At 54.7% G+C, this 23,709-nt stretch carries 25 protein-coding genes; 10 read left to right on the top strand and 15 right to left on the bottom strand.

The window, feature by feature from the left end:
* Positions 1–210: 210 nt before the first annotated feature.
* Positions 211–1,002, bottom strand: coding sequence for an ABC transporter permease (locus AC0L6A_RS15750; RefSeq protein ID WP_473291322.1), 792 nt, complete (start codon positions 1,000–1,002; stop codon positions 211–213).
* A gap of 92 nt (positions 1,003–1,094) precedes the next feature.
* Here AC0L6A_RS15750 and AC0L6A_RS15745 point away from each other — a divergent pair, with 92 nt between their 5' ends.
* The 6 genes from AC0L6A_RS15745 to pncB all read left to right on the top strand — a co-directional run bounded on the left by AC0L6A_RS15745 (position 1,095) and on the right by pncB (position 6,346).
* Positions 1,095–2,369 carry a KpsE/RkpR family capsule polysaccharide export protein gene (locus AC0L6A_RS15745; RefSeq protein WP_473291321.1) on the top strand — a complete coding sequence of 425 codons (1,275 nt, stop codon included), beginning with the start codon at positions 1,095–1,097 and terminating at the stop codon, positions 2,367–2,369.
* A gap of 9 nt (positions 2,370–2,378) precedes the next feature.
* A complete protein-coding gene (locus tag AC0L6A_RS15740; RefSeq protein WP_473291320.1) occupies positions 2,379–3,032 on the top strand; it encodes an ABC transporter ATP-binding protein in 654 nt (217 codons plus the stop codon).
* A gap of 158 nt (positions 3,033–3,190) precedes the next feature.
* Positions 3,191–3,997, top strand: a complete 807-nt coding sequence (locus AC0L6A_RS15735; RefSeq protein WP_473291319.1) for a polysaccharide biosynthesis/export family protein — start codon at positions 3,191–3,193, stop codon at positions 3,995–3,997.
* A 10-nt stretch (positions 3,998–4,007) separates the two neighbouring features.
* Complete coding sequence (locus tag AC0L6A_RS15730) at positions 4,008–4,292, top strand: hypothetical protein (protein ID WP_473291318.1); 285 nt, start codon at positions 4,008–4,010, stop codon at positions 4,290–4,292.
* 152 nt (positions 4,293–4,444) lie between these two features.
* Positions 4,445–5,053: a bifunctional nicotinamidase/pyrazinamidase gene (pncA, locus tag AC0L6A_RS15725; protein WP_473291317.1), complete on the top strand. Its 609-nt coding sequence runs from the start codon at positions 4,445–4,447 to the stop codon at positions 5,051–5,053.
* A complete protein-coding gene (pncB, locus tag AC0L6A_RS15720; RefSeq protein WP_473291315.1) occupies positions 5,054–6,346 on the top strand; it encodes a nicotinate phosphoribosyltransferase in 1,293 nt (430 codons plus the stop codon).
* A 3-nt stretch (positions 6,347–6,349) separates the two neighbouring features.
* Here the strand turns inward: pncB and AC0L6A_RS15715 are convergent, their stop codons facing one another.
* The 10 genes from AC0L6A_RS15715 to AC0L6A_RS15670 form a co-directional block, all read right to left on the bottom strand.
* Positions 6,350–7,381 (bottom strand): hypothetical protein, encoded by a 1,032-nt coding sequence (locus AC0L6A_RS15715; RefSeq protein WP_473291314.1) that lies wholly within the window; start codon positions 7,379–7,381, stop codon positions 6,350–6,352.
* Positions 7,368–8,201, bottom strand: coding sequence for a hypothetical protein (locus tag AC0L6A_RS15710; RefSeq protein ID WP_473291313.1), 834 nt, complete (start codon positions 8,199–8,201; stop codon positions 7,368–7,370). The genes AC0L6A_RS15715 and AC0L6A_RS15710 overlap by 14 nt, the downstream gene beginning before the upstream one ends.
* Before the next feature lie 206 nt (positions 8,202–8,407).
* Entirely contained in the window at positions 8,408–9,352 is a 945-nt protein-coding gene (locus tag AC0L6A_RS15705; RefSeq protein ID WP_473291311.1) for a phosphotransferase enzyme family protein, read from the bottom strand.
* Complete coding sequence (locus tag AC0L6A_RS15700; RefSeq protein ID WP_473291309.1) at positions 9,349–10,620, bottom strand: aspartate aminotransferase family protein; 1,272 nt, start codon at positions 10,618–10,620, stop codon at positions 9,349–9,351. Before AC0L6A_RS15700 ends, AC0L6A_RS15705 begins: the two co-directional genes overlap by 4 nt.
* Positions 10,621–10,625: 5 nt before the next feature.
* Positions 10,626–11,045, bottom strand: a complete 420-nt coding sequence (gene arfB, locus AC0L6A_RS15695) for an alternative ribosome rescue aminoacyl-tRNA hydrolase ArfB (protein ID WP_473291307.1) — start codon at positions 11,043–11,045, stop codon at positions 10,626–10,628.
* Positions 11,046–11,373: 328 nt separating this feature from the next.
* Positions 11,374–11,994, bottom strand: coding sequence for a queuosine precursor transporter (locus AC0L6A_RS15690; protein WP_473291306.1), 621 nt, complete (start codon positions 11,992–11,994; stop codon positions 11,374–11,376).
* 116 nt (positions 11,995–12,110) lie between these two features.
* On the bottom strand, positions 12,111–13,049 hold the full coding sequence (locus AC0L6A_RS15685; protein ID WP_473291304.1) for an esterase-like activity of phytase family protein: 939 nt from the start codon (positions 13,047–13,049) through the stop codon (positions 12,111–12,113).
* Complete coding sequence (gene mepA, locus AC0L6A_RS15680) at positions 13,022–13,867, bottom strand: penicillin-insensitive murein endopeptidase (RefSeq protein WP_473293526.1); 846 nt, start codon at positions 13,865–13,867, stop codon at positions 13,022–13,024. Before mepA ends, AC0L6A_RS15685 begins: the two co-directional genes overlap by 28 nt.
* 60 nt (positions 13,868–13,927) lie before the next feature.
* Positions 13,928–15,292 (bottom strand): MFS transporter, encoded by a 1,365-nt coding sequence (locus AC0L6A_RS15675; protein ID WP_473291302.1) that lies wholly within the window; start codon positions 15,290–15,292, stop codon positions 13,928–13,930.
* Between the two features lie 56 nt (positions 15,293–15,348).
* Positions 15,349–15,879, bottom strand: a complete 531-nt coding sequence (locus AC0L6A_RS15670) for a thioesterase family protein (protein ID WP_473291301.1) — start codon at positions 15,877–15,879, stop codon at positions 15,349–15,351.
* Positions 15,880–16,006: 127 nt separating this feature from the next.
* Between AC0L6A_RS15670 and AC0L6A_RS15665 the strand changes: the two genes are divergently transcribed.
* The 3 genes from AC0L6A_RS15665 to yaaA all read left to right on the top strand — a co-directional run bounded on the left by AC0L6A_RS15665 (position 16,007) and on the right by yaaA (position 19,161).
* Positions 16,007–16,294, top strand: coding sequence for a YggT family protein (locus tag AC0L6A_RS15665; protein WP_246933853.1), 288 nt, complete (start codon positions 16,007–16,009; stop codon positions 16,292–16,294).
* A gap of 61 nt (positions 16,295–16,355) precedes the next feature.
* The gene (recQ, locus tag AC0L6A_RS15660; protein WP_473291299.1) at positions 16,356–18,398 is read left to right on the top strand and encodes a DNA helicase RecQ; all 2,043 of its coding nucleotides are present in this window, start codon (positions 16,356–16,358) and stop codon (positions 18,396–18,398) included.
* A 1-nt stretch (position 18,399) separates the two neighbouring features.
* Positions 18,400–19,161 carry a peroxide stress protein YaaA gene (gene yaaA, locus AC0L6A_RS15655; RefSeq protein ID WP_473291297.1) on the top strand — a complete coding sequence of 254 codons (762 nt, stop codon included), beginning with the start codon at positions 18,400–18,402 and terminating at the stop codon, positions 19,159–19,161.
* On the opposite strand, the gene AC0L6A_RS15650 is transcribed toward yaaA, so the two are convergent.
* Complete coding sequence (locus AC0L6A_RS15650; RefSeq protein ID WP_473291295.1) at positions 19,162–21,363, bottom strand: ATP-binding protein; 2,202 nt, start codon at positions 21,361–21,363, stop codon at positions 19,162–19,164.
* 127 nt (positions 21,364–21,490) lie between these two features.
* Positions 21,491–22,225 (bottom strand): DUF1013 domain-containing protein, encoded by a 735-nt coding sequence (locus tag AC0L6A_RS15645; RefSeq protein ID WP_473291294.1) that lies wholly within the window; start codon positions 22,223–22,225, stop codon positions 21,491–21,493.
* A gap of 146 nt (positions 22,226–22,371) precedes the next feature.
* Here AC0L6A_RS15645 and AC0L6A_RS15640 point away from each other — a divergent pair, with 146 nt between their 5' ends.
* A complete protein-coding gene (locus AC0L6A_RS15640; RefSeq protein WP_473291293.1) occupies positions 22,372–23,013 on the top strand; it encodes a ribonuclease T2 family protein in 642 nt (213 codons plus the stop codon).
* A 16-nt stretch (positions 23,014–23,029) separates the two neighbouring features.
* On the opposite strand, the gene AC0L6A_RS15635 is transcribed toward AC0L6A_RS15640, so the two are convergent.
* Both AC0L6A_RS15635 and AC0L6A_RS15630 read right to left on the bottom strand, forming a co-directional pair.
* Positions 23,030–23,374, bottom strand: a complete 345-nt coding sequence (locus tag AC0L6A_RS15635) for a GNAT family N-acetyltransferase (RefSeq protein WP_473291291.1) — start codon at positions 23,372–23,374, stop codon at positions 23,030–23,032.
* A gap of 152 nt (positions 23,375–23,526) precedes the next feature.
* Positions 23,527–23,679: a hypothetical protein gene (locus tag AC0L6A_RS15630; RefSeq protein WP_473291290.1), complete on the bottom strand. Its 153-nt coding sequence runs from the start codon at positions 23,677–23,679 to the stop codon at positions 23,527–23,529.
* Between the last annotated feature and the right edge of the window lie 30 nt (positions 23,680–23,709).

Below are 23,709 nucleotides of genomic sequence, written 5' to 3'. Positions count from 1 at the left end.
CGAACGAGCTATAGACCCGTTTCTATCAAAGGAAAACCTCTATCCCGTACGCCAACAAAGCATGGCTGGTTTAGGTATCTTTGGGGCTGAGTATGTTGATGTAGATAGGCAATTTAACCGCCGAAATCGGCGAAAATCTGCTTACTGAACCTTAGGACATCGTGCGGATTACTGTCCGAAACCCCACCGGCAGAATGAGCCAAGTAGTACCTACTTGTACATGATGTCGTCGTGGTAGCGGTTCAACAACGTCAGTCCTAATGACAAGGTCGCAAGAGAAACGCCGAATGTGTAGATGTACGAGATATAGGTGGGTTCATAAGTGGCATAAACTCCCATCCGCATTTGGCCGACCACATGAATCATTGGGTTCCACCAAAGTATGTCTTGAATGAAGCCGGGCAGGTCGTCGAAATTGTAGAGTACGCCAGAAATCAGGAACAGAGGCCGCATAATTACTTTCCAAAGTTGCCGCCACCAATCGAAACGCCAGAATAGAAAACAATTGAGTGTACCAACGCCAATTCCCAAAGAAATTGTCATTAAGAAAGAAAGCCCCATTTCTGGAATGTTTAGGAACACGAAAGATGGGCTTATCATCACCATACCGCCGATCAAAATCGCGCTGATCAGCATTTGAGTGATGCTATTAAGGATTACACGAGCCAAAATGGCATCGACAAATGTCACGCGAGGATAACCCAGCAGCGGCCTCGAGTACTTGATCGCATTCGCCGATTTTGAAGAAAGCTGGCGGAAAAGGCCAAGAGGCAGCATGCCGGTGGCATAGTAGAGCGCAAAACTGTCACCGATCGATGGGGCGCGAAGCGCCAAAGAGAAAATGATAGTTAGAAAGGCGATGCCGCTGATGGGCTCAATCAAGGCCCAGAGATACCCACCAGAAGACCTGCCATAGGTTGATGACATCTCGCGCAACATTAGTGCGCTAATGGTTCGTCCCATTTTGAAACGGGTAGGATCTGCAGTGCGTGAAGTGATCATGTGAGTATTATCGAGTTGATTCGTCCTTACAGGTATCCGATAACTGCCGACAATGCATATGATTTGCAAAATGTTTTGCCGTGGATATCTGAATGACCGAGCCTTCCGAAGCGCCCAAACCCGAACCAAAAGCAAAAAACGTCAAGGAAGCTCAACCGTCTAATGCCGAGCAGGACGAGCTTGATGACGATGGTTGGGGTGAAAAAGAGAAGAGTGAGCAGATGGAAAAGCAGCTGCCACCTCTTCGTCCCCACGCAAAGAAAGCGCGAGTTCGCAAAAGGCACAGCACGATTCGCCGCCTATTCTTGCTGGGCATACTTGTGCCGATCTTTCTGGCAACGGGTTACCTGTATCTGGTCGCTAAGGATCAGTACGCTTCCTATCTGGGATTTTCGGTGCGGGCCGAAGAAAATGCGTCGCCGGTTGAAATGCTTGGCGGAATTACCGAGCTGACTGGATCGTCCAGCGGCACTGATACCGATGTACTGTTCGAATTCATCAAAAGTCAGCGGATTGTCCGACTTGTCGATGCTAAGCTGAATCTGCGCGAAATGTATCATATGCCGTCAGACCCGTTTTTCGGCATTGATCCTGACGTTACGATCGAAGGGCTTCAAAAGTTCTGGTCGCGTGTAGTGAAAGTTTTCTACGATAGTGGGTCTGGTCTGATCGAAGTGCGTGTCACTGCTTTCAGCCCAGAGGATGCGAAGGCAGTTGCCGATGCGATCTATGACGAAAGCACCGTCATGATCAACAAACTGACCGCCGTTGCTCGTGATGATGCCACCAGTTATGCACGAAGCGAGCTTGAGAAAGCCGTAGAGCGGCTTAGTAGCGCGCGCGCCGCCATCCAGAAGTTTCGGCTGGAGACACAAATCATTGACCCTGAAGCCGACATCGTTGGTCGCATGGGGCTGTTGAATTCACTTCAAAACCAATTGGCTACGGCACAGATTGATCTGGATATTCTGATGCAAACTGCTCGTGAAGGGGACCCTAGGCTTATTCAGGCGCGTCGTCGCGTCGAGGTGATCCAACAGCGACTTGATCAGGAACGCGCTCGGTTTAGCTCGACTGATGGTACAGTAAATGGTGCTTACGCAAACCTGATTGGTGACTACGAACGACTGTCCGTCGATAAACAGTTTGCAGAGCAATCTTATTTGTCGGCACTTGCATCGTTGGACGTTGCGACTTCTGAAGCCGCACGTAAGTCGCGCTACCTAGCTGCCTATATCGAGCCGACTTTGGCCGAAAAAGCTGAATACCCGAAGCGACTGATAATTCTTGCCACCTTGTCATGCTTTTTGGTCGGCATCTGGGTCGTGGCAGTTATGATTTATTACTCGGTTCGTGACAGGCGATAGGGCTTTCCTATGATCCGAATTCGAAATCTACGCAAAGCGTATCGCCTGAAAGGGCAGACCAAGGTCGTTGCAGATAACATCTCGATTGATTTTGAATCGGGAAAGGTGATTGGTCTTTTAGGTCGAAATGGAGCCGGTAAGTCCAGCTTGCTGCGTATGGTCGCTGGGACCATGCGACAAGACAGTGGAACCATCGAATATGACGGTACCGTCAGTTGGCCCGTTGGGTTTGCAGGCAGCTTCCACGCCGATTTGACGGGTGCGCAAAATACTAAGTTTCTTGCCCGCATTTACGGCGTTGATACCCAAGAACTACGTGAATATGTCGAAGATTTTTCCGAGCTGGGTCAACAGTTCTACTTACCTGTTCGGACATATTCTTCCGGGATGAGATCACGGCTTGCCTTCGGCCTATCAATGGGGATCAAGTTCGATGTCTATCTGGTGGACGAAGTGACATCGGTCGGGGATGCGTCATTCCGTAAGAAAAGCATGCGCGTTTTCAGGGATCGGATGAAAAGCAGTGGTGCGCTTCTGGTAACTCACAACCTGCGTGTCATTCAGAATGTATGCGATGCAGCTTGCATTTTGAATGAGGGCCGGTTGACCTACTATGATGACGTTGTTGAAGCGGTTGAAACTCACCGAAAAATGACTGCCTGATAGCCACAAGTAGCGGACGGGATACTGCAAATTGTGCTCAGTCCGGAAATAACACCGAAATATGCTTCTGTGTGCTTGAGAAATTAGTGCATCGTTACTAATGTGGCGCGAAATTGGTTTGCTGCCTTGAACCACAAAGATATCTGGGGGTTGCGCGTATGCGTTTTATTTTAATTGCAGTTTCGGCTTTAGTATTGGCCAGCTGTGGAGCGCCTCGTGGGGCGCCCATTCAGTCCGAAATTGTCGGCGGAAACGCTGAGGACCGAACCGATCTGGCCGTCTACAACGTCACCAAAGCAACTTTGCCAGCAATTTCTCGCTGGCCTGCACCGAATGCGGATGGAAATTATTCCTGGCCGTCGCGTGGGGCTGCTGGTGCAGAAAAGCCGATCCGGTCCTTTGATCGCGTGGATGTGACGGTCTGGGACAGTGAGGAATCCTCTCTACTGTCGACGCCGAACCAGAACACCGTTCAAATGCAGAATATGCAGGTATCCGCTGGCGGGACGATCTTCCTACCTTTCGTTGGTACTGTTCATATCGCAGGAATGCCGCAGTCCGCAGCTCGTGCCCGAATTCAGCGCAAATATGTCGAAGTCATCCCCTCGGCGCAGGTTCAGCTGAACGTCACCCAAGGCACACGCGGAACTGTGTCCGTGGTCTCGGGCGTTGCACGCCCCGGACCAATCACGCTTGATGATCCAAGTTTCACTGTCCTCAACGCGATCGCAGCGGCTGGTGGTCCTCGGAAAGGCGTAGACAATCCAAGTGTCAAATTGATCCGAGGCAACCGGACGTACTCACGCCCGCTGGATCAGTTGATGTCGAATTCATCCTATGATGCTTTTATGCGTCCCGGCGACAAGCTGGCACTAGAATCTGACCGTCGCTACTTCCGCTCGTTGGGAGCCGCGTCGAAAGAGGCTCTGATCCCGTTCTCAAAATCCGAGTATCTCGGCCCTTGATGCCGTATCCTTGATTGGTGGCCTGACCGCTTCTCGTGCAGATCCCAAAGGGATTCTGGTGCTGCGTGAGTATCCGCAATCCGCGGTGCGTAAGGACAACAAAGGTCCCGACAACGCTCGTAGTGTCTTCGTTATCGATTTAACCACAGCTGACGGCCTGTTCAGCGCGGGCAAGTTCAGCATTCGAAGCAAGGACACCGTATTGGTAACCGAAAGCTCGGTTGCTGCCGCCAACACGTTGATTGGGCTTCTGGGTAGGCTTACAGGCATCGCAGTTGATGTGAACAAGCTCTAGAAACCGAAACCTTCGGAAGAAAACTTGGGGCGTGCTTAAAGGCACGCCCTTTTTCGTTGTTAATCCACATGCCGCATCCTTAGCTTTCGCGCCCAATTGCTTGACCCTTCTGCGCGCTGTCCTTACCCATTATGTTTCAAGGAGAACCGCCCATGCGCAACGCAGACGAAGCCCTTATCGTGATCGACGTGCAGAACGATTTCTGCCCCGGCGGCGCACTTGCCGTGACTGAGGGCGATCTGATCGTGCCACTGATCAATGCCATGCTGCCCGACTTCGCCGTGAAGGTCTTCACGCAGGATTGGCACCCGGCGGGCCACAGCTCGTTCGCAACCTCCCACGATGGCAAAGCGCCCTTCGAGGTGACTAAGATGCCTTATGGCACCCAAGTCCTATGGCCCGATCATTGCATGCAGGGCACTGACGGCGCGGCTTTCCACACAGACCTTATGACCGACCCCGCCGACATGGTGATCCGCAAAGGGTTCCGCCCACAGATCGACAGCTACTCAGCGTTCTTTGAGAATGACCAGACCACCCCCACCGGGCTGGAAGGTTACCTGCGCACCCGTGGCGTCACCAAGCTGACCCTCGTGGGTCTCGCCACTGATTTCTGCGTCGCCTATTCCGCCATCGACGGCGCAAAACTGGGCTTTGACGTGACCGTTCTGGAACAAGCCTGCCGCGCCATTGACCTTGATGGATCACTGGCTGCTGCCCGTGACAACATGCGCGCCGCAGGCGTCAAGCTGGAGGCCTAAATGGTTGATATTGCGTCCCGAGTTTATAACCACAACTGGAAGATCGACCCGATCGTCCGCTCGTTGATCGACACCGACTTTTACAAGCTTCTCATGTGCCAGTCGGTTTTCCGCAACAAGCCCGACACCAATGTCACCTTCAGCCTGATCAATCGCTCGAAACACGTGCCACTCGCCGACTTGATCGACGAAGGTGAACTGCGCGAGCAATTGGACCACATCCGATCCCTCTCGCTGTCCCGCGGTGAAAGCACTTGGCTGCGCGGCAACACGTTCTACGGCAAACGCCAGATGTTCCGCCCGGACTTCATGGAGTGGTTCGAGGGCATGCGCCTGCCGCCCTACCACCTTGAACGCGTCGGTGACCAATACGAGCTGACCTTCGAAGGCTCTTGGCCCGAAGTCATGCTGTGGGAAATCCCCGCGCTTTCGGTCTTGATGGAGCTGCGTGGCCGCGCCGTCCTGCGCGGCATGGGCAAGTTCGAACTGCAAGTGCTTTACGCCCGCGCCATGACCCGCGCGTGGGAGAAGATATCAGGCCTCCGATCCCTCGACGGCCTGCGCCTCGCTGATTTCGGCACAAGACGCCGCCATTCCTACCTCTGGCAGGACTGGTGCGTGCAAGCAGCGATGGAGGGGCTGGGCAGCAACTTTGTCGGCACGTCAAACTGCCACATCGCCATGAAGCGCGATATCGAAGCCATCGGCACCAACGCCCACGAGCTTCCCATGGTCTATGCCGCCTTGGCCCAAGATGACGACGCACTGGCGCAGGCCCCTTATGACGTGCTGGCCGATTGGCAACAGGAACACGACGGCAACCTGCGCATCATCCTGCCCGACACCTATGGCACCAAGGGCTTTCTGGACAACGCCCCCGATTGGCTGGCCGGCTGGACCGGCATCCGCATCGACAGCGGAGACCCCGCAACGGGCGCCGAGAATGCGATCAACTGGTGGAAATCCCGCGGCGAGGATCCGACCCAGAAAATGGTCATCTTCTCGGACGGTCTGGACACCGACAAAATCATCGAACTGCACAGCCAATTCGCGGGCCGCGTCCGCACCAGCTTTGGTTGGGGCACGTTGCTTACGAATGATTTCCGAGACCTCGTCCCCGACAACGCCCTCGCCCCATTCTCGCTGGTCTGTAAAGCAGTCGAAGCGAACGGGAGGGCGACAGTGAAACTGTCGGACAACCCCAACAAGGCGATGGGGCCGGAGGATGAGATTGCGCGTTATAAGCGCGTGTTCGGCGTTGGGGATCAGGTCGGGATGGAGGTTGTGGTTTAGATACTATTCCCGACCAAAGACCGCGATGGCAGCCGGAACAGTGGTACTTGTATTTCCCAAAAAGACAGGATCGCCATCATTTGACAATATTACACCGGCATCACCAAACGAAGATATTGCTACGGCCCAGTACTCACAGCTTTTTGACCTATTCAGCCCCAGTTCCCACGGCTTGCAGTTCCGCGCGGACAGTTTGTAAAAACTCTCGCTTTCGAGAAGTTCCGCGAGGTTCGAAAGAGAAGTGGGATTGATGGTATGAAGAAACGTAACGCTCCCAGTTAGATCCCATGCAGCAACATTCCATCTCTCATTTCTCCCGACGAAAGCTTTAATATCATCAGATCTTCTGGATCTAGCATTTCTCGCTCCAATCGCTCGCGGCTCAAGAATACGTGGACCTACCTGGATAACATCATTGCAGGAGGTGAAGTACTCAATCCGCGTTTCATCCCATTCTCGCGATTCCTCTAATAGTGTCATATCGGGGATATACCGAAATCTTTGGTCAGGTAGAAATTTCACATCGAATACATAAGGTACCTGCCCAGAAGATTCGTCTTTTCCGCTATTTTCACGCCAAGCTATTGCATCGACACAAAATGCGGCTGTGAGGTTCTGCGCGCTCATAAACGGATTCAGTTCTTGGCCTCCGATTCTCAGAAAACCTGCAATCTGCGGGTTGTTTGTCTGTTCCAAATATCCGGAAGAAAAAAGTGCGATTAGATTCTCATCCTTCTCTCTTAGAGCAGAATATATCTCCTTGAGAGAGTATTTTGGTGTTTCGAATTTGCCAGATTCCTGAGCTACAAGGTTATGATTTCTTTCCAGTTCTGTCTTTGAGTAGATATTCTTACTTTCAATGATCTCTACTCTAATGTCCGCTGGTTTTGATCTAACAGCTGCGAAGCGAATATTTCCCGATGTGCTGTCGGTAGTGGTTGCGGGGCCGTCGTTAGTGCTCGGCCATTCACCGGCGCAAACAGCGCTGGCTGATACAAACACAAAGACGAAGGTAACCCATCTAGCTGCACCCATCTGCTTCCTCCTTCGTCGAAAGGACGAATATGTCGAAATCATATTCGATGTTTGGTTTTTCTCCTGACGCCTGAATCGAAATCGGGATTACCGCTTCGTCGGGGTTATTTTTGAAATGGGATATTATCGAACAAGTAATTTCAGTGTTTCTGATCGTCAGATCGTTCCCAAACGGTATAGGCTTGGGCTCGTTTCCAACCTTCAGAAAATACTCTCCCTGAAAGTAATTCAGGGGTCTTTCCTTGTCGCCTCTCTCGTCGTTCCCACTGTATCGTGTATTGTGAAAGGCGCTTACCCTGTAAGTCTGGTTGGCTGTGAAGTAAGTTCGCTGTTGGCTTTTTTCGATTAAGACCTGTTGCGCATCACTACTGTTGGTGATGCCAAGCGCTGAAAGACTAGACGGCACTCCCTTCCCGAGATGTCTGTGGAGGTTAAATGAGAAAACCGTATCAGTTTGGCGCTGCATGTCGTCAAGTTTTGACAGCCGGGTTTCCAGAAGCTTGTCATTCTCTACCAACATCCTCAGAAAATTGGCATCTTCGATTGCTTTAGAACCAAGGACATCAAATATGGTTCTATCATCGACGACTTCATTTTGACCCGCTAGCAGTCGAAGCACATAGTGCCGCGCTTGTTCGTCGACCATATCTTTTAGAAGAAACCGATAAATGCCCGCTACAGCTGTTGTGACAACAGCAATTGCCCCTATCAGCTTTGCCAGATTGATAACACCTTGGGTCAGTGTTTGCCGAATATCCGTTTTCTTGACATTCGGTTTGCCTTCCGCACCCAAAGATTCACCTTTTTTGCTATTCTCCATTGAAAAAAATTCTCGATTTTTAATTTATGGTTGCATAGCACAATTTGGAGGATAAATGAAGGCTGAGGTGCAAGCATCCTAATTGGTGGTTTGCGATCGAACCATGTTCGTCTGGCAGAAAAACTCACCTCTAAGCGCGGTCAAAATCTAAATGCTGCGGGAATTTTCACGTTAAACCCACTAACAGTCTGGCCCTTGCCCGCCCCTTATCCCCCAAGAAACCCCCGCGCCGCCGCGACCGCTCTTTCGGTATATCCAGCGACCTCCGACCCTGTCGGATCGTATCGCGGAACCGACCAACCCATAGACGCAAAGCGGCGCATCATCAGGAACATGGGCAGCAGGTCTTCGGCCTCTTGGCTCAGCGCGCGATGCTCCCGATATCCCGCCAGCGCCGCCGCTTTGATCGCCTCATATGCGGGTTCGTCGACGTTTTGGGTCATCATCACCGCAAGGTCATACAGCCGAAAGCCAAAGCCCGCGTCGTCGAAGTCGATCAGGGTCAGGACGTCATTGTGAATAAACACATTTTCACGCAGCACATCTGCGTGGATCAGCCCGAAATCCGCACCGTTCTCAAGGTAGACTGTCGCCAGATCATGCGCCACGGCGCGGGCGCGCAGGACCACATTCCGGTCGTCTTCGCTTAGCGCTGGGCATTCCCAAAACCGTCCCCAGAACGGGTCCTCGCCCAGCAGTCCGGGGATGTCCCAGCGGTGGCGGGTGAAGCCGTCGGGCAGGGTAATCTCGTCCGTTAGGTTGTGCAGTTTTGCGACCTCGGCCCCGACCTGTCGATACAGCGCGGTTTGATCCGCGACCGATCCGTCAAGCGGCACGCCCCCGTCTCCAATCGGCGCGCCATCGACCCACGTCACCATCGTCGCCAGCTGGTCGCCCTCCATTGAAAAGACAAGATGACCGTCGGTCGTCGGGATGGGGGAGGGCACGCGCATGCCCTTCTTCGCCAGCGCGCCCATCCAATCGAGTTCTGACTGAATGGCGGCCGCGGATTGATAGCCCGGACGGTGCAGCCGCAGCGCCGCGGGCTTCCCAGCAACCCGCACTTCATGCACCGCATTCTCGCGGTCCTTGATCATCCGCACATGCTGCGCGCCCCACGCTTTAAGCGCTTGTTTCAAGGCTGTATTCATGCGGGCAGGGCCTTCAGTGAGGCGTCCAAGGTTTCGACCAGAAGTTCCGCTTGGCTGCGGTCAAAACACATTGGCGGGCGGATTTTGATCCCGTGGTAGTAGCGGCCCACGAGGTGTAGAAGCACGCCGCGATTGCGCATTTCCTCGACCATGTCCTTGCAGAATCCAGCCGCCTTTTCTGGGTCACCGTCCCGCGTAAACTCGATCCCTAAGAACATCCCCGCACCACGCGTGTCCGCGATCATCGGGTGTTTCAATTCCTTAAGTAATTCAAGGGTATAGTCGCCAGTGTCACGCGCATTATCGACCAGGTGCTCTTCTTCCAGAACGTCCAGAACGGCCATCGCGGCCGCCGCCGAAACCGGGTTGCCGCCGAAGGTGTTGAAGTATCCAAAACGCGTGCGGAATTCCGCCAGGATTTCAGGCCGCGTCACAACGGCAGCCACCGGATGCCCGTTCCCCATCGGCTTGCCCATCGTCACGATGTCCGGCGCCAATCCAATCCGGTCATGCCCCCAGAAGTTACGCCCCGTGCGGCCAAAGCCCGGCTGCACCTCGTCCGCGATGATGATGCCGCCAGCGCGGCGCACGACCTCGACCGTCGGATCGAGGAACCCTTTAGGCAGATCCGGAAAACCTTCATTGGCGAAGAATGGGTCGAGGATCAGAGTCCCGAACCCGTGCCCTGCTACTTCCAACTCCTCAATCGCGCGCTGGATGCCGTCTGCAAAGGCTCGGGCTTGCGCCTCGGAACTGCCGCCCAGCGGGCTTAACGTGTCGGGCGATGGAACTTTTTTCACCCAGTCAACGGCTCCCCCAATCGGTGTCCGTTTCGCAGACATGTGGCTGACCAGATCGGTGTTGCCGTGATACGTGTTGTCGGTGCAAATGATGCCAATCTTGCCCGTCATTGCACGCCCCATGCGCAGCGCGATGTCGTTGGCCTCGGACCCGGTGCAAACCATGATCATCGTGTCTAGATCGTGATCCATTGTACCGGTCAGGCGTTCGGCGTAGTTCAAAATGCCCTCGTGCAGATAGCGGGTATGTGTGTTCAGCGTAGAGGCCTGTTTGGTGATCGCTTCGACAACTTTCGGATGGGCGTGACCCACATGCGGCACGTTGTTGTAGCAGTCCAGAAAGCGATTACCCTCGGCGTCCCAAAGCCAAGCGCCTTCGCCACGAACGATATGCACCGGATCGCGGTAGAACGTGGTCATGTTCGGCCCAAGCAGCCGTTCACGGCGCTTCAGTAGATCGGTAGTCATGCGAATTAGTCCTCGTTTATACGGCCGCGCAGGGCTTTGACTTGACCGCGTCGGGTCTTGGTATCCATTCGGCGCTTCTGTGATCCGCGTGTCGGTTTTGTTGGAATGCGTCTTTTCGGAGCCACCAGTGCTTTGCGCACCATTTCAGCCAGACGCTCTGCCGCAATCTCGCGGTTACGGGCTTGGCTTCGGGTGTCTTCCACGCGGATTGTTATCGCACCATCCTGTGCCCATTTGCGTCCAGCAATGCGCTTCAGGCGTGTCTTCACGGCTTGGGTTAGATGGGGGGATCGTGCCGCTTCAAATCGAAGCTCAACAGCTGTCGAAACCTTGTTGACGTTCTGACCACCCGGCCCGGATGAGCGCGAGAAGCTTTCGCTTAGCTCCCAGTCTTGCAGGGTGATATCGTCGTTCACGCGGATCATGGCTGCACCCTATTCTGTTCTGGATCCAAAATGGAAGGGCCGTTTGATCAAAGCAATTCCACACTACGTTGTTTCAAGATGGTACGGAAACGCTTTTGGAAAGTGAAAAGGGCCGCCCATTAGGACGACCCTTTCGAGAATTAAGGAGATGGGGCCAGTTAGACCATGGTCAACTTGGCCCGCGTTCCTGCCCGGGGGCTGCCCCGGATAGACGCGACCTAGATTGTCCCGGCACCTCGCTCCGTTGTATCTCTTGACATGGACACCTCCTTTCTCGCTGTTTCTATATCTAGGAGCGTGCCACATATTTTGCGTTTGTCAAAACTTTTCACACAGGATTTGGTGAAAGTTTCGTGACGAGGATGCGAAAGGGCACCAAAGCAAGCAGCGCGAGAACCAGTTTCACCATCCAGTCAGCCATCGCCAGCGACACCCAAAGAGGGGCCATCGGGCCTGTGCCTAGAAGCGGTAAAACCTCTCCTGCCCAACTGACATCGTTGGCTGGTTCAAGGAAAGTCAGGGCACCCGAGAATGCGATGGTAAAGAAGATCGCGGTGTCGATCGAACTGCCAACCAAAGTCGAGACGACGGGCGCGCGCCACCAGCGTCCTTCGCGCAGACGATCAAAGATTGCAACATCCAGAAGCTGCGCGCTCAGGAAGGCGATGCCAGAACCAAGCGCAATTCGCAGGGTCACCAGCGGGCCAAATTCGCCCATGATTTGTGTGCCGATAAAGCTACAGATCACGCCTGTTACGAAGCCTGCAAAGACAACTTTACGCGCAGCTTTGGCGCCGTAAACGCGGTTCATCACATCGGTGACGAGGAAAGCGAGCGGATAGGTGAAGGCGCCCCAGGTCAGCCATTGGCCGAAAAGGAACTGCACCAAAATGTTTGAGGCCACGACGATGGCGGCCATGGCGATTACGCCAATTAGAAGACGGGTCATATTGTTGGTCCGTTTTAGCAAGGTTGCGGAGACTTGGCCCCTGAATGCCAGGGACGGAGTGCTCATAGCGGGCCTAAGCGGGCAGATCAAGCCTTGTTAGCAAAGGGATCGTCGCGTCAGTTTGCGGGTTTCGCCTGTGCTTTGCTTTGCTCTTCAGATTGCGACACCACAACGTATTCGACAAATTCGGTGACTTGGAAGAACTTGAAGTTGTCATCTGACACCATGGTCAGGCGGATGTTGTCACCGTCATCTTTCCAGACGGCCAGCCCTTCCAAATTGTCGTGCAAGCCGACCGGGGTGCGCAGCAATTCAACTTCGTTTGTGAACCCGTCTGGCTCAATATCAAACCTGCGGACCCGATTGGTGAACCCCAGAACACCGCTAAGATGACGTTCCAACAGGTAGAATTTTCCATCAGGCCCGATATCTGCGCCAACGGGCAGGTAAGGCGCGAAACGCGGGATCGAGAACGGCTTTTCCCATGTCTTGTTGCCGGCAGGCAGGCGATACACGGGGAAAGGTGATCCCTCGACGCCGGTGCGTTCTGGAATGGTATAAAGCGTTCCAGCGTGATCGATCGCCAATGCCTCAAGCGAAGAGTTGTTTTGCAGCCCCTTAAAATCGGGGTGATTTTTTAACGCACGGCCTTTGTTCTTAACGCCGCCAAAACGCATGACGCGGTGTTTGGCCTCAAAACTCACAAAGAACGCACCATCCATGTTCGAGGCCAACCCCTCGCTATCACTGCGAAGGCGCGGGAAGGGGCCACCCTTGGAGGATTTTAGCGGACCAAGTTGCACAGTATTTAGGCCCGAGATCACCTGGTCCTCGCGTTCGAAGCTGCCTTGAGCGACATAACCGCGATCGGTGATAGTAATGAAGTCTTTGCCATCTGCGCTGATCTCAAGGCCGGAAAAGCCGCCGAAATTCTCGCCTTTGCCGTGCCAGCGATAGGCCGACACAAGCTGTGCATCCGACACGGGTTGCGCGCCAAGATCAAGCGTCAAAAGTGCGGCAAGCGCCGCTATCGCGAAGACAAAACGGGTCCGCATTGGCCGGGTAGATCCTTAAGTGTCAGAGGGCCGCGGGGCTTGCGGGGCTTAGACGGTTTGCTGGGTTTCGGGGCGGGTTTGGGATGCAGTATATCCTGCACCCACTTTTCTGCGTCTTTGCAGCCATCACCTGCGGGAGGAGCAGATTGATTTGCGCAGCCCTTCACGCCCTTCGGACAGGAAAGACGAACATGAAAATGGTAATGGTGCCCCCACCACGGACGAATTTTCCGAAGCCAACGCCGGTCGCCTTTTGCGTCCTTACACATCTGGACCTTTGCGCCGGGGAAGACAAAAATGCGCGCTACGCGTTTGTCTTTTGCGGCCGCTTTGATGATTTCGTGGTGGGCACGTGACCAGTTCTGGTTCACATATGCACCTTTCGAACGGCGGGTCGAGATGGATGAAATCCCTTCGCGTTCGGATGCGGATAGGTTCAGTCGTTTGGGCGGCAACATCCAAATGTCGGCATCCAGCCCAATCTGGTGCGATCGATGACCCGTTAGCATCGGCCCGCCGCGTGGCTGGCTAAGGTCACCGACATACAATCCCTTCCACCCCGGCTGGGCGGCCGCTTTGCGCGACAGTTTCTGCACGAAATCGATCAGCTCTGGGTGGCCCCAGTTGCGATTGCGCGACAAGCGCATCGCCTGCCAAGTCGGTCCGGTTTGTGCAAGCTGTTCAGCACCTGCCAAACAACCTTTGGCATATGATCCAAATGACGCAGAGCGGGTCGCTGTGCCTTTTCGCGCGGCCCCAAACAATTCTTTAGCGGGCTGTTGTGCGACCACGACCGAGGTGCTCGCCCCAAACATCATCACACCAGCTGTGATTGCGACGACCCACTGTTTGAATGCTCTCATGCCCAAAATGACCTCTTACTGTTCACCATCAGGTTTAACCCAGATCAGCAGAATAAGTCCCAGCAAAAAGAGCCCGATAAGCGGGGACACGCCGAGCCGCGCGCTGCCAGTTAGCGTGGTGAACCACGCAATCAGCGCAGGGGCCATGAAGGCGGTTGCGCGTCCCGATAGCCCATAAAGCCCGAAGCTTTCGGTTGGCGCATCAGGGTCGGTATGGCGCACCATCAATGACCGGCTGGCGGATTGAAGCGTGCCGCCCATGCCGCCGATCAGAATGCCGCATCCAAAGAAGATTGCGTCAGGGATGCTTGAATCCGGCGGTAGCGCGATGCCAAAGACGGCCTCGCGGGTCATGTTGACGATCAAAATACAGACCGCGATCAACACAAGAATTGCACAGATGATGACTGGCTTCGGGCCGTGTTTCCCATCGATGCGCCCACCAATCCAGCTAAAGAGCGCCGCTGCAATCCCGGCGATGATCCCAAATATTCCGATCAAGACAATCGACCAATTCAGAACAAGGCTCGCGTAGACACCACCAAAGCCATAAAGCCCGTTTAGCGCATCGCGATAGAACATCGAACTGCCCAGATACGAGGCCAGACTGCGCTTGTGCCGCAGCCCCTTGATCGTGCGCCCAAGGATTGCAAAGGCTCCGGACAGGCTGTGTTTCATGCCCGGTTTGGGCACGTCCTTTACCCAAAGTGCGTAAGGGATCATGAAAATGGCGAACCAAATCGCCACGAAAGGACCAACGATGCGGGTGCCTTCGCGTGCCTCTGCGTCCAGCAGGCCCAAACCAGGTTCCAACCCGACCAGTGTTTTTCCGTTCGGCTGTTCCATGAAAAAGACCAGCATGATTGCCAAGGCTATCAGCCCTCCGACATACCCGAAGGCAAATCCGGATCCGGAAATCTCTCCGACTTCATCCTTGTCCGCCAGACTGGGCAATTGCGAGTTGGTGAAGACCAGCGCGAACTCAGCCCCAATGAAGCCAAGCGCGAACATGAAAATCATCGGCCACAGGTTCGATCCATCAGGTTGCGTCCACCATAATGACCCAGCGCCGATGACGTATAGCAGTGCAAAAAAGGCGACCCACGGGCGTACGCGCCCGGCGGTATCGGCCAAGGCGCCCATGATTGGCGCGCCAAATCCCACAATCAGACCTGCCGCCGCCAGCCCCCAAGACCACATGCTTTGCGCTTTGGCATCGGCGGCTTCTTCAGCCAGGCCCTGTGTCATGAAGTATTCAGCGCCCACTGCCGCGAAGTAGGGGCCGAAGACAAAGGTCAGAAGCAGCGTGTGATAGGGCTGGCTGGCCCAATCGAACCAATACCATCCCCAAATACGCTTGCGTGCCGAGATTTCTGCCATGTCTGCCCCCTGTTTTTCTCGATCAAACAGGGAAACAGCTGTGCGGGCAAGGGGAGTTACTGCTCAGGCGGCCAAGGTCGCGTAGCGTCAGCGTCTATCCATGCCTGAACCCATGCGGGCAATTTGGGCGCAGGGCCAGTATGCCCGATAGCCTCAAGCACTCTATCCGTAGACACGATGCCGCTTCGATCCGTTACAGCCGAGCGGTAGACGATCTGGTTGGCGCATTTATCCCCAAGCCACATTGTCTGTTCGACATAGACGAATTTCTCGTCCCATCCGACCAAACGACTGCGCATTTCGAACCGGGCAAATGTGCGGATACGCATACGGTAACGCACGCTTGCACCGGCCATGGTCAGACCCCAGCGGTTCTTGATCAAAGTGCGGCTCAGCCCCGTGCGGCCCGCCAATGGAATCCGGCCCAGATCGTACAATGTCAGGGTTCGCCCATTGTTCAGTTCGCGCCACAGATCAATGTCCCACGGCCAGCACCGGTGGTGACTGATATGTGTCCCATTGACGGGCAGAGGCTCGGCGCGGGCGTATTTCGCCATCTCTTTGATCATGCGAATGAAGGGGTACATATGCGCTCCTATGGAATGTGTCCGACCTGCCGCGACTTTTGAGGAAGGTCAATCCATACCATGCGTCACCCTTGCCCTTGGGGCATGGGCAGCCTAGATGACAAAGACCCAAATTCAAGGAGCCGACATGCAATCCCTGATTCAAATCCTGATGCTGATCATAGATATCGTATGGTTCATCATAATCGCGCACATTGTTATGTCGTGGCTGATCAATTTCCAGGTTCTGAACCTGCGCCAGCCCGTTGTGGCCCAAATTTGGTACGGTCTGAATCGTTTGCTAGAGCCCGCATATTCGCGCATCCGGTCTTTCTTGCCGAACATGGGTGGATTGGATCTTGCGCCATTGATCGCGTTGATCGTGATTTACGCAATCCGAATTATCCTGATCAATAACGCGGCGACTTTCTACTAACGCCCTTGCCGCCTTCGCGCTGGCATGGGAATGTGCTGTCAAAACACCGAGCAGCACATACATGCCCCGCGATCTTGATCTACTGAAAACCGTTTTTGGTTTCGATGAGTTTCGGCCCGGTCAGGCCGAGATCGTGCAGGCCGTTTGCACCGGTCAAAACACCCTTGCCATCATGCCGACTGGTGGCGGGAAATCCCTTTGCTTTCAACTTCCTGCATTGGTACGCGACGGCGTGACGGTGGTGATATCCCCGCTGATTGCCTTGATGCGTGATCAGGTGCGCGGGCTTCAAGCGGCTGGGGTGACGGCTGGGGCGCTGACCTCGGGCAATACTCAGGAAGAAACCGATGCGGTGTTCGAAGCGATTGAGCGGCAAGAGCTGAAGTTGCTTTATATGGCGCCAGAGCGATTGGCTTCGGGCGGAACCATGAACCTTCTGCGTCGGATAGGGACCAGCATGATCGCTGTGGATGAAGCGCATTGTGTCAGTCAATGGGGCCATGATTTCCGCCCTGATTACCTACGCATCGGAGAGTTGCGGCGTGCGCTGGACGTGCCATTGGCCGCGTTCACGGCGACCGCAGACGAAGAAACCCGCACCGAAATCATCGAAAAGCTGTTTGACGGCACACCACCGCAGACCTTTTTGCAGGGGTTTGATCGCCCCAACATCCATTTGGCGTTCACGGCCAAAAACAGCCCACGCCAGCAAATTCTTTCCTTTGCGGCTGCACGAAAAGGGCAGTCGGGAATTGTCTATTCGGGAACCCGCGCGCGGACCGAAACATTGGCGAAAGCACTGAGCGACGCAGGCCACATGGCGGTGCACTACCACGGCGGCATGGAGGCAGAGGCCCGGCGCGAGGTTGAGCGTCAGTTTCAGCAAGAAGACGGTCTGATTGTTGTGGCAACCGTGGCTTTTGGCATGGGCGTAGATAAACCAGACATTCGCTGGGTCGCGCATTCCGATTTGCCCAAGTCGATTGAAGCTTATTACCAAGAAATCGGCCGCGCTGGGCGCGACGGAGCCCCGGCCGAGACACTGACGCTTTTCGGAGCGGATGACATTCGGTTTCGGCGCACTCAGATTGATGAAGGGTTGGCGCCAGCCGAACGTCGGTCGGCGGATCACGGGCGGCTGAATGCTCTGCTGGGATTGGCCGAAGCGCATGGCTGCCGCCGCCAACAGCTTCTGGCCTATTTCGGGGAAGAGGCGGAACCCTGTGGAAACTGCGACCTCTGCACCACGCCGCCTGATCTGTTCGACGGAACGGTCGACGTAATGAAGGCCCTGTCAGCAATTTTGCGTACTGACGAAAGCTTTGGCTCTGGGCATGTGATCGACATTCTGCAGGGCACGATGACGGACCGGGTGCGTGATCGTGGCCATGATGGATTGCCGACCTTTGGTGTGGGAAAAGACCACGACAAACGCCTGTGGCAGGCGATCTTTCGGCAAATGCTGGGACTTGATTTGGTACGACCCGATCCGGAACGGCATGGTGCGCTTCGGATCACAGAAAAAGCTCATCCGGTGTTGCGCGGTGAAGCGCAGGTCACCCTGCGACGTGACACGCTGAAGGCCGCACGTAGGCCTGCGGCAAAGATGTTGGTGTCGGAAGAGGACGCACCGCTGTTGTCAGCCCTTAAAGCCAAGCGCCGGGCTTTGGCCGAAGCCGCAAGGGTGCCCGCTTATGTGGTGTTTACTGACAAAACGCTGATCGAGATGGCGGAAACGCGTCCCGCCACATTGGATGATATGGCGCGGATCGGCGGGGTCGGTGCGAAGAAACTGGAAAGCTATGGGGCTGCATTTCTCGAGGTGATCTCGGGCGAAGTTGAACACATGCATCCCGCACGCCGCAAGTTGGCAGGGCGCACCGCTGGTACTGTATTTGATCGTTTGCAGGATGCAGCGACCGCGCTTTTGCGCGGCGAGGATGGCACCGGTAAGTATTTGACCATTGCACCGGGCACATTACGCAAAATTGCGGAGCGCAAACCGGCAAGCCTAGGGGGCCTTGGCAGGATCTCGGGTATGAATGACGCCAAGGCCGAACGATTTGGCCCGGCCTTTTTTGAGATTTTCAGCGAAGGGGAATGACATGTTGGTTGTGGTATCACCGGCCAAGCGGTTGGATGAAAAGCCTGCACTAAATGGTGCGGGTACCCGTCCAAGGTTTTTGGATCAGGCTGGAATTCTTGCAGATACGGCGCGTGCGGTTGGGGCAGATGGGCTTGAGAAGCTCATGCACATCTCGCCCAAGCTTGGCGCTCTGAATGCTGAGCGGTTCGACGTTTTCGGAAGCGGGCAAGGAGAGAAACCAGCCATCGAGATGTTCGCAGGCGACACCTATGCCGGGTTGGATGCAGCCAGCTTGGATGAAGATGCACTGCGATACGCTGATGGCCACTTGTGCTTGTTGTCTGGGCTTTACGGATTGCTGCGTCCGCGCGATCAGATCGCGCCTCATCGACTTGAGATGGGGACACGTATCACCAATCCGCGCGGCAAGAACCTGTATGAATTTTGGGGCCCTCGCATTGCGGATGCCCTGAATGAAACCGCCGAACAGACCCAAAGCAATGTTTTGGTGAACTGTGCATCTATCGAATACTTTTCGGCTGTGCAGAAGGACAAGTTGAAGCTCCGCGTCATCACTCCGCAATTCCTTGAGATGAAGAACGGGACGCCCAAAGTGGTTAGCTTCTTTGCCAAAAAGGCACGTGGATCTTTGGCGCGATATGTCATGCAAAACCGATTGCGTGACCCCGAGGCTCTGAAAGACTTTGATCAGGGGGGATACCAGTATCATCCCGACACGAGCACGCCTGATCAGCCGGTCTTCCTGCGCGACGAAGTGTAGTTACACTTCGTCCAGAGGGGGCGTGACGCCTTCAGGACAACTGTTCAAGATCTCTTCAAAGATTGCGGGTTTGCGCAGCGGCTTGGTCAGATGTTTGTCCAGCCCGTGCGACATGATCTCCTCGGCGTCTCCGGGCATCGCATGTGCGGTCAGGGCGACGATACGTGTGCGGGGCAGGCCTTGGTCCTGTTCCAGAAGCCGGATACGGCGGGTGGCTTCTTTTCCGTCGACCTCGGGCATAGAGATGTCCATGAAGATTAGGTCAGGTTTGAAGTCTAGAAAAGCCTCGACTGCTTCCAAACCGTTGTAGGCGAAACGTAAATCAATGTTCAGAGATTTGACCAGTTTCGACAACACAAGCTGGTTCGTCTTGTTGTCTTCGGCGGCCAATACACGCATCGTGCGCGTTTGATCGGGAGTGGGTGCTTCTTTTATATCGGGCGGCAGTGTTTCCGCCTCGATTACGTCCTCTGAACTAGCATGAAAACTAAGCTTACTGATCGTTTCGAATAGCACATTCCGCAGCACCGGCGTGTGAAGAATGTGAGTGGCGGTGGTGACGCAGCTGCAATTGGCTTCGCGTTTCTGAGGAGGGGTTAGCAAGATCAGATCAATGTGCGGATGCGCTGATCTGAGCGCTTGTAATGGGTCGTCGTCGGGTGTGCCGGCAGCGCAAAGTGCCTCGTCCACGAACACCACTTGTGCACCTGCGCATATCTTTGAAAGCTCTGCAGTTCCAGTTGTTGTCTCAACGACAAATCTTAGCGCTTTAAGCCTTTTTTCAAGGATGCTTTTGTTCAGCCCTTCTGACAGGGCCAAAACCGCTTTGCCCGGGTCTTTGGGAAGTATGGGTTCGACCACCTGTTCCAGTGCAGGCAGCGCAATATTAAAGCCAAAGCATGAACCAACACCTTCTTCACTTTCCAGCCAAATCTCGCCGTCCATAAGCTCGACCAATTGGCGGGCGATGGCCAGGCCAAGTCCGGTGCCTTCATAGCGACGATTATGATCGCCTTCGACCTGATTGAACTCGCCGAAGATATGAGCCTGCATTTCTTTGGGAATACCGATGCCGCTGTCTTCGACTGAGATATGGACGCGATAGCCCCCGTCATTTTCTGCTGGCAACCCGATGGTGCGCACTAGCACATGCCCTTCCGAGGTAAACTTCACCGCATTCCCAATAAGGTTGGTCAAAATTTGCCTTAGACGTATAGCGTCACCCATGAAAGTTGAGGGCATAAACAGATCGAAGTCGATCGAAAGCTGAATGCCGTTTTCCTGCACCGTTGGTTGCAGAAGTGTGACAACATCCAAAATGGTCTTTTCCAGATCAAATGGTTCAGGATGCAGGGCGAGCTTCGCAGCTTCAATCTTGGAGTAATCCAACACGTTATTGATGATAGCCAGAAGAGCCTCGCCGGACTTTCTGATTGTGTCCACATACAGGCGCTGCTCTTCATCCAGATCCCCTTCAGCCATCAGTTCAGCCATGGACACAACACCGTTCATAGGGGTGCGAATTTCGTGGCTCATATTGGCAAGGAACGCTGATTTAGCTCGGTTTGCGGCCTCGGCACGGAAGCGAGCTTCCTTTAGTTTGGTTTGATAGGTGATGGTTTCGGTAATATTCAGGCCAAGGCAAACCATATCTCCATCACGTGACCGACGGTCCACCAGTTGGATGTGGGTACCATCCCACAGACGCAGGTTCAAAGGGTCGCGTTTCGGCGCGCGCCAACGGTCCAGCATCATGTCGCGCCATGCCAATGGGCGCAGCTCGCCTATGTCAACGATACCTTCTTCGGTGGCGATGTTTAGGATGTCGACATATCGGATGCCCGGGGCGACGCAATGAAGCCCGTCAAAAGGCTTCAGATAGGCGCTGTTGGCGGCAATCATACGATCGGTCTGGTCAAAAACGGCAAACCCGTCTTCGATGGTTTCCAGAAAATCCCAAAGGCGTCGTTTTGCGATCACGACTTCCATGTTTGCTTTTTCAAGGTCAGCGCGGACTTGGGTGTTCTCCCCTTTGATTTCTTCGACAACCTCGCGGGTCTCGGTAATCTCGTCCGACAGTGACAATGCATGTTGCGACAGTATTCGGTTTGCGTCCGAAAGCTCGGCTTGTTTTTGTGCGAGCAGTCGTTCAGCGGCCATTCGGGCCCGCCGCTCATGTGCAAGAATATCTTCGATTTTCATCCCCGGTTCTCCGGATTCCAAAGCTGTCGAATTCAGCATCGGGCATTACGGTGAACAGGAACTTAATGGGAACGGGAAAATTTGAGACAGAAAGCAAAAACCCCGGCGCGAGGCCGGGGTTTTTGAATTACTCTTCGTCGTCCTTGCTGTCAGGCAAGTTGAAGAGGCTGTCCGCATCCGGAAGCTCTTCTTCTTTTTCTTCGGGCGCATCCGACAGCGTGAACGTTTCAAGCCCTTCGATCGCGCTGGGCATCTTGGGTTCTGTACCCATGGCAAGGCTCTGCTCGGTCGAAACCAGCTTGCGACGTTCGTCATCTGACATCACGCCGCCTTCTTTGGCTTGTTTGGCCGCAGCTTTTTGAACCGCTTGGTCCAATTCGCTTTGCTTACATAGACCCAAAGCGACCGGATCGATTGGTTCCATGTTCCCAATGTTCCAGTGCGTGCGTTCACGGATCGATTGGATGGTCGGCTTGGTGGTGCCCACCAGCTTAGCAATCTGCGCGTCGGCCAGTTCCGGGTGGAATTTCACGAGCCACAGGATCGAGTTTGGGCGATCCTGGCGCTTAGACAGCGGGGTGTAGCGCGGACCGCGGCGTTTTTCTTCGCCTGCAGCAGCGGCATAGATTTTCTGCTTCAACGTATGCAGCGGATTGCCTTCCGCCTTTTCGATTTCGCCTGCATCAAGCTGGTTATTGGCGACAGGGTCGAAACCCTTCACACCAGTTGCCACATCACCATCGGCGATGCCCTGAACTTCCAGCTCGTGCAGGCCACAGAAATCGGCAATTTGCTTGAAGCTCATTGTCGTGTTGTCCACCAGCCAGACGGCGGTGGCTTTTGCCATGATCAGTTTGCTCATCTGAACACTCCTTCGAATTGGGCCCGGATACAACTTTCCCGCGCCCTGGCTGGGCTGTCTGGTGCCGTTGGGCCTTCCAGACGGGTTTCCGTTGTCGGGGAACTTGAGGTCTATATAAGGGGAGAAGCAGAAAGAGGGAAGGGCAAATGCGTCAACTGGTATTGAGCAGCATGTTGTGGCTGCTGACTGCGATGGGCAGCTGGGCTGAGGGCGAACGCGCCGGAGAGTTCGACTATTACCTTTTGTCGCTTAGCTGGTCGCCCAACTGGTGCGCCACAACCGGCGACAAACGCGGGTCTGAACAATGCGATCCTTCGCGTGATCTGGGATGGGTCGTACACGGGCTGTGGCCGCAATACGAGCGCGGTTGGCCAAGCTATTGCAAGACTGCCGTTCGCCCCCCGACACGCAGCATGACTGCCGCGCAAGCCGATCTTTTCGGTACAAGCGGAGCTGCGTGGTATCAGTGGAAAAAACACGGGTCCTGTGCAGGGCTTGAAGCAGGTATCTACTACGACCTAATACGCGAGGCTTTCGGTATGGTGAACCGTCCCGAGGTATTTCGGAAACTAGAAGATCCGGTGCGGCTGCCTGCGTCCGTGGTGGAAGAGGCGTTCCTTCAAGCAAACCCCGACTGGGACCCTGATATGCTGACCATCACCTGCAAAGGAGATCGCATTCAGGAGGCGCGCCTGTGTCTGACGAAAGACCTAGAACCGCGCATCTGTGCCCGCGATGTTGTGCGCGATTGCACGGCGCAGAAAGCGCTGCTTGATCCGGTGAGATAGACTCTAATTCTGTGGCTTATAGCCGTTTTGTAAGGACGGTTTCGAAGTCCGCACATGTGGCCTGAACAGCGGTCCAACCCTGTTTGGAATAGAGCGCAGGAAGATGGGTCAGCGCAAATAATGCGTCTAGTTCGTGGCGCGCCGCCTGCTGTGCGGCGATGCGCACCAACTGTGTGGCGATGCCCTGTCGCCGGTGCTGGGGGGACACCAACACTGTGTTGACCCAAACGCCAGATCGCGTGACGTTGGGCCGCGGCGCGATGGTAAACGTCAGCCCCCCGATCAACTGTATTTCATCCAGAACGGCCAGGATATCTGGTGGTATGATCGGTACAGCTGGGCACTGCGGATCGGCGGACACGGGCGCCGAAAAAGCGGCCGCGCCCCATTCTGTTGTGTTCCGCTGATGCAGCTCGCTCCGCATTCGTTCGGAAACGTCGCGTGATGATAAAAACCGTAGCATCGCCGCAGCATCATGACCATCGACCAAAAAAGTGCAAGATTTTACCGTCGTTACCCGGCCAGCCCAGCCCCAAGGAAATAGGGCCACAGGATCAGCGCAAACAGGCCTTTCCAGAAGCCGAGTTGCAGATATCCGAGTGAAAACAGCCAGCCAATAAACCACAGACTGCCGATGCACTCTCCACCTTTTGATTTCGAAGCCATAAGTCCCTCCATATGTTAATGGTATTAACT

The organism is Aliiroseovarius sp. D2-2, assembly GCF_055809455.1.
Note: the sequence above shows the minus strand (reverse complement) of the source record. Positions and strands in the feature narration are given on the sequence as shown.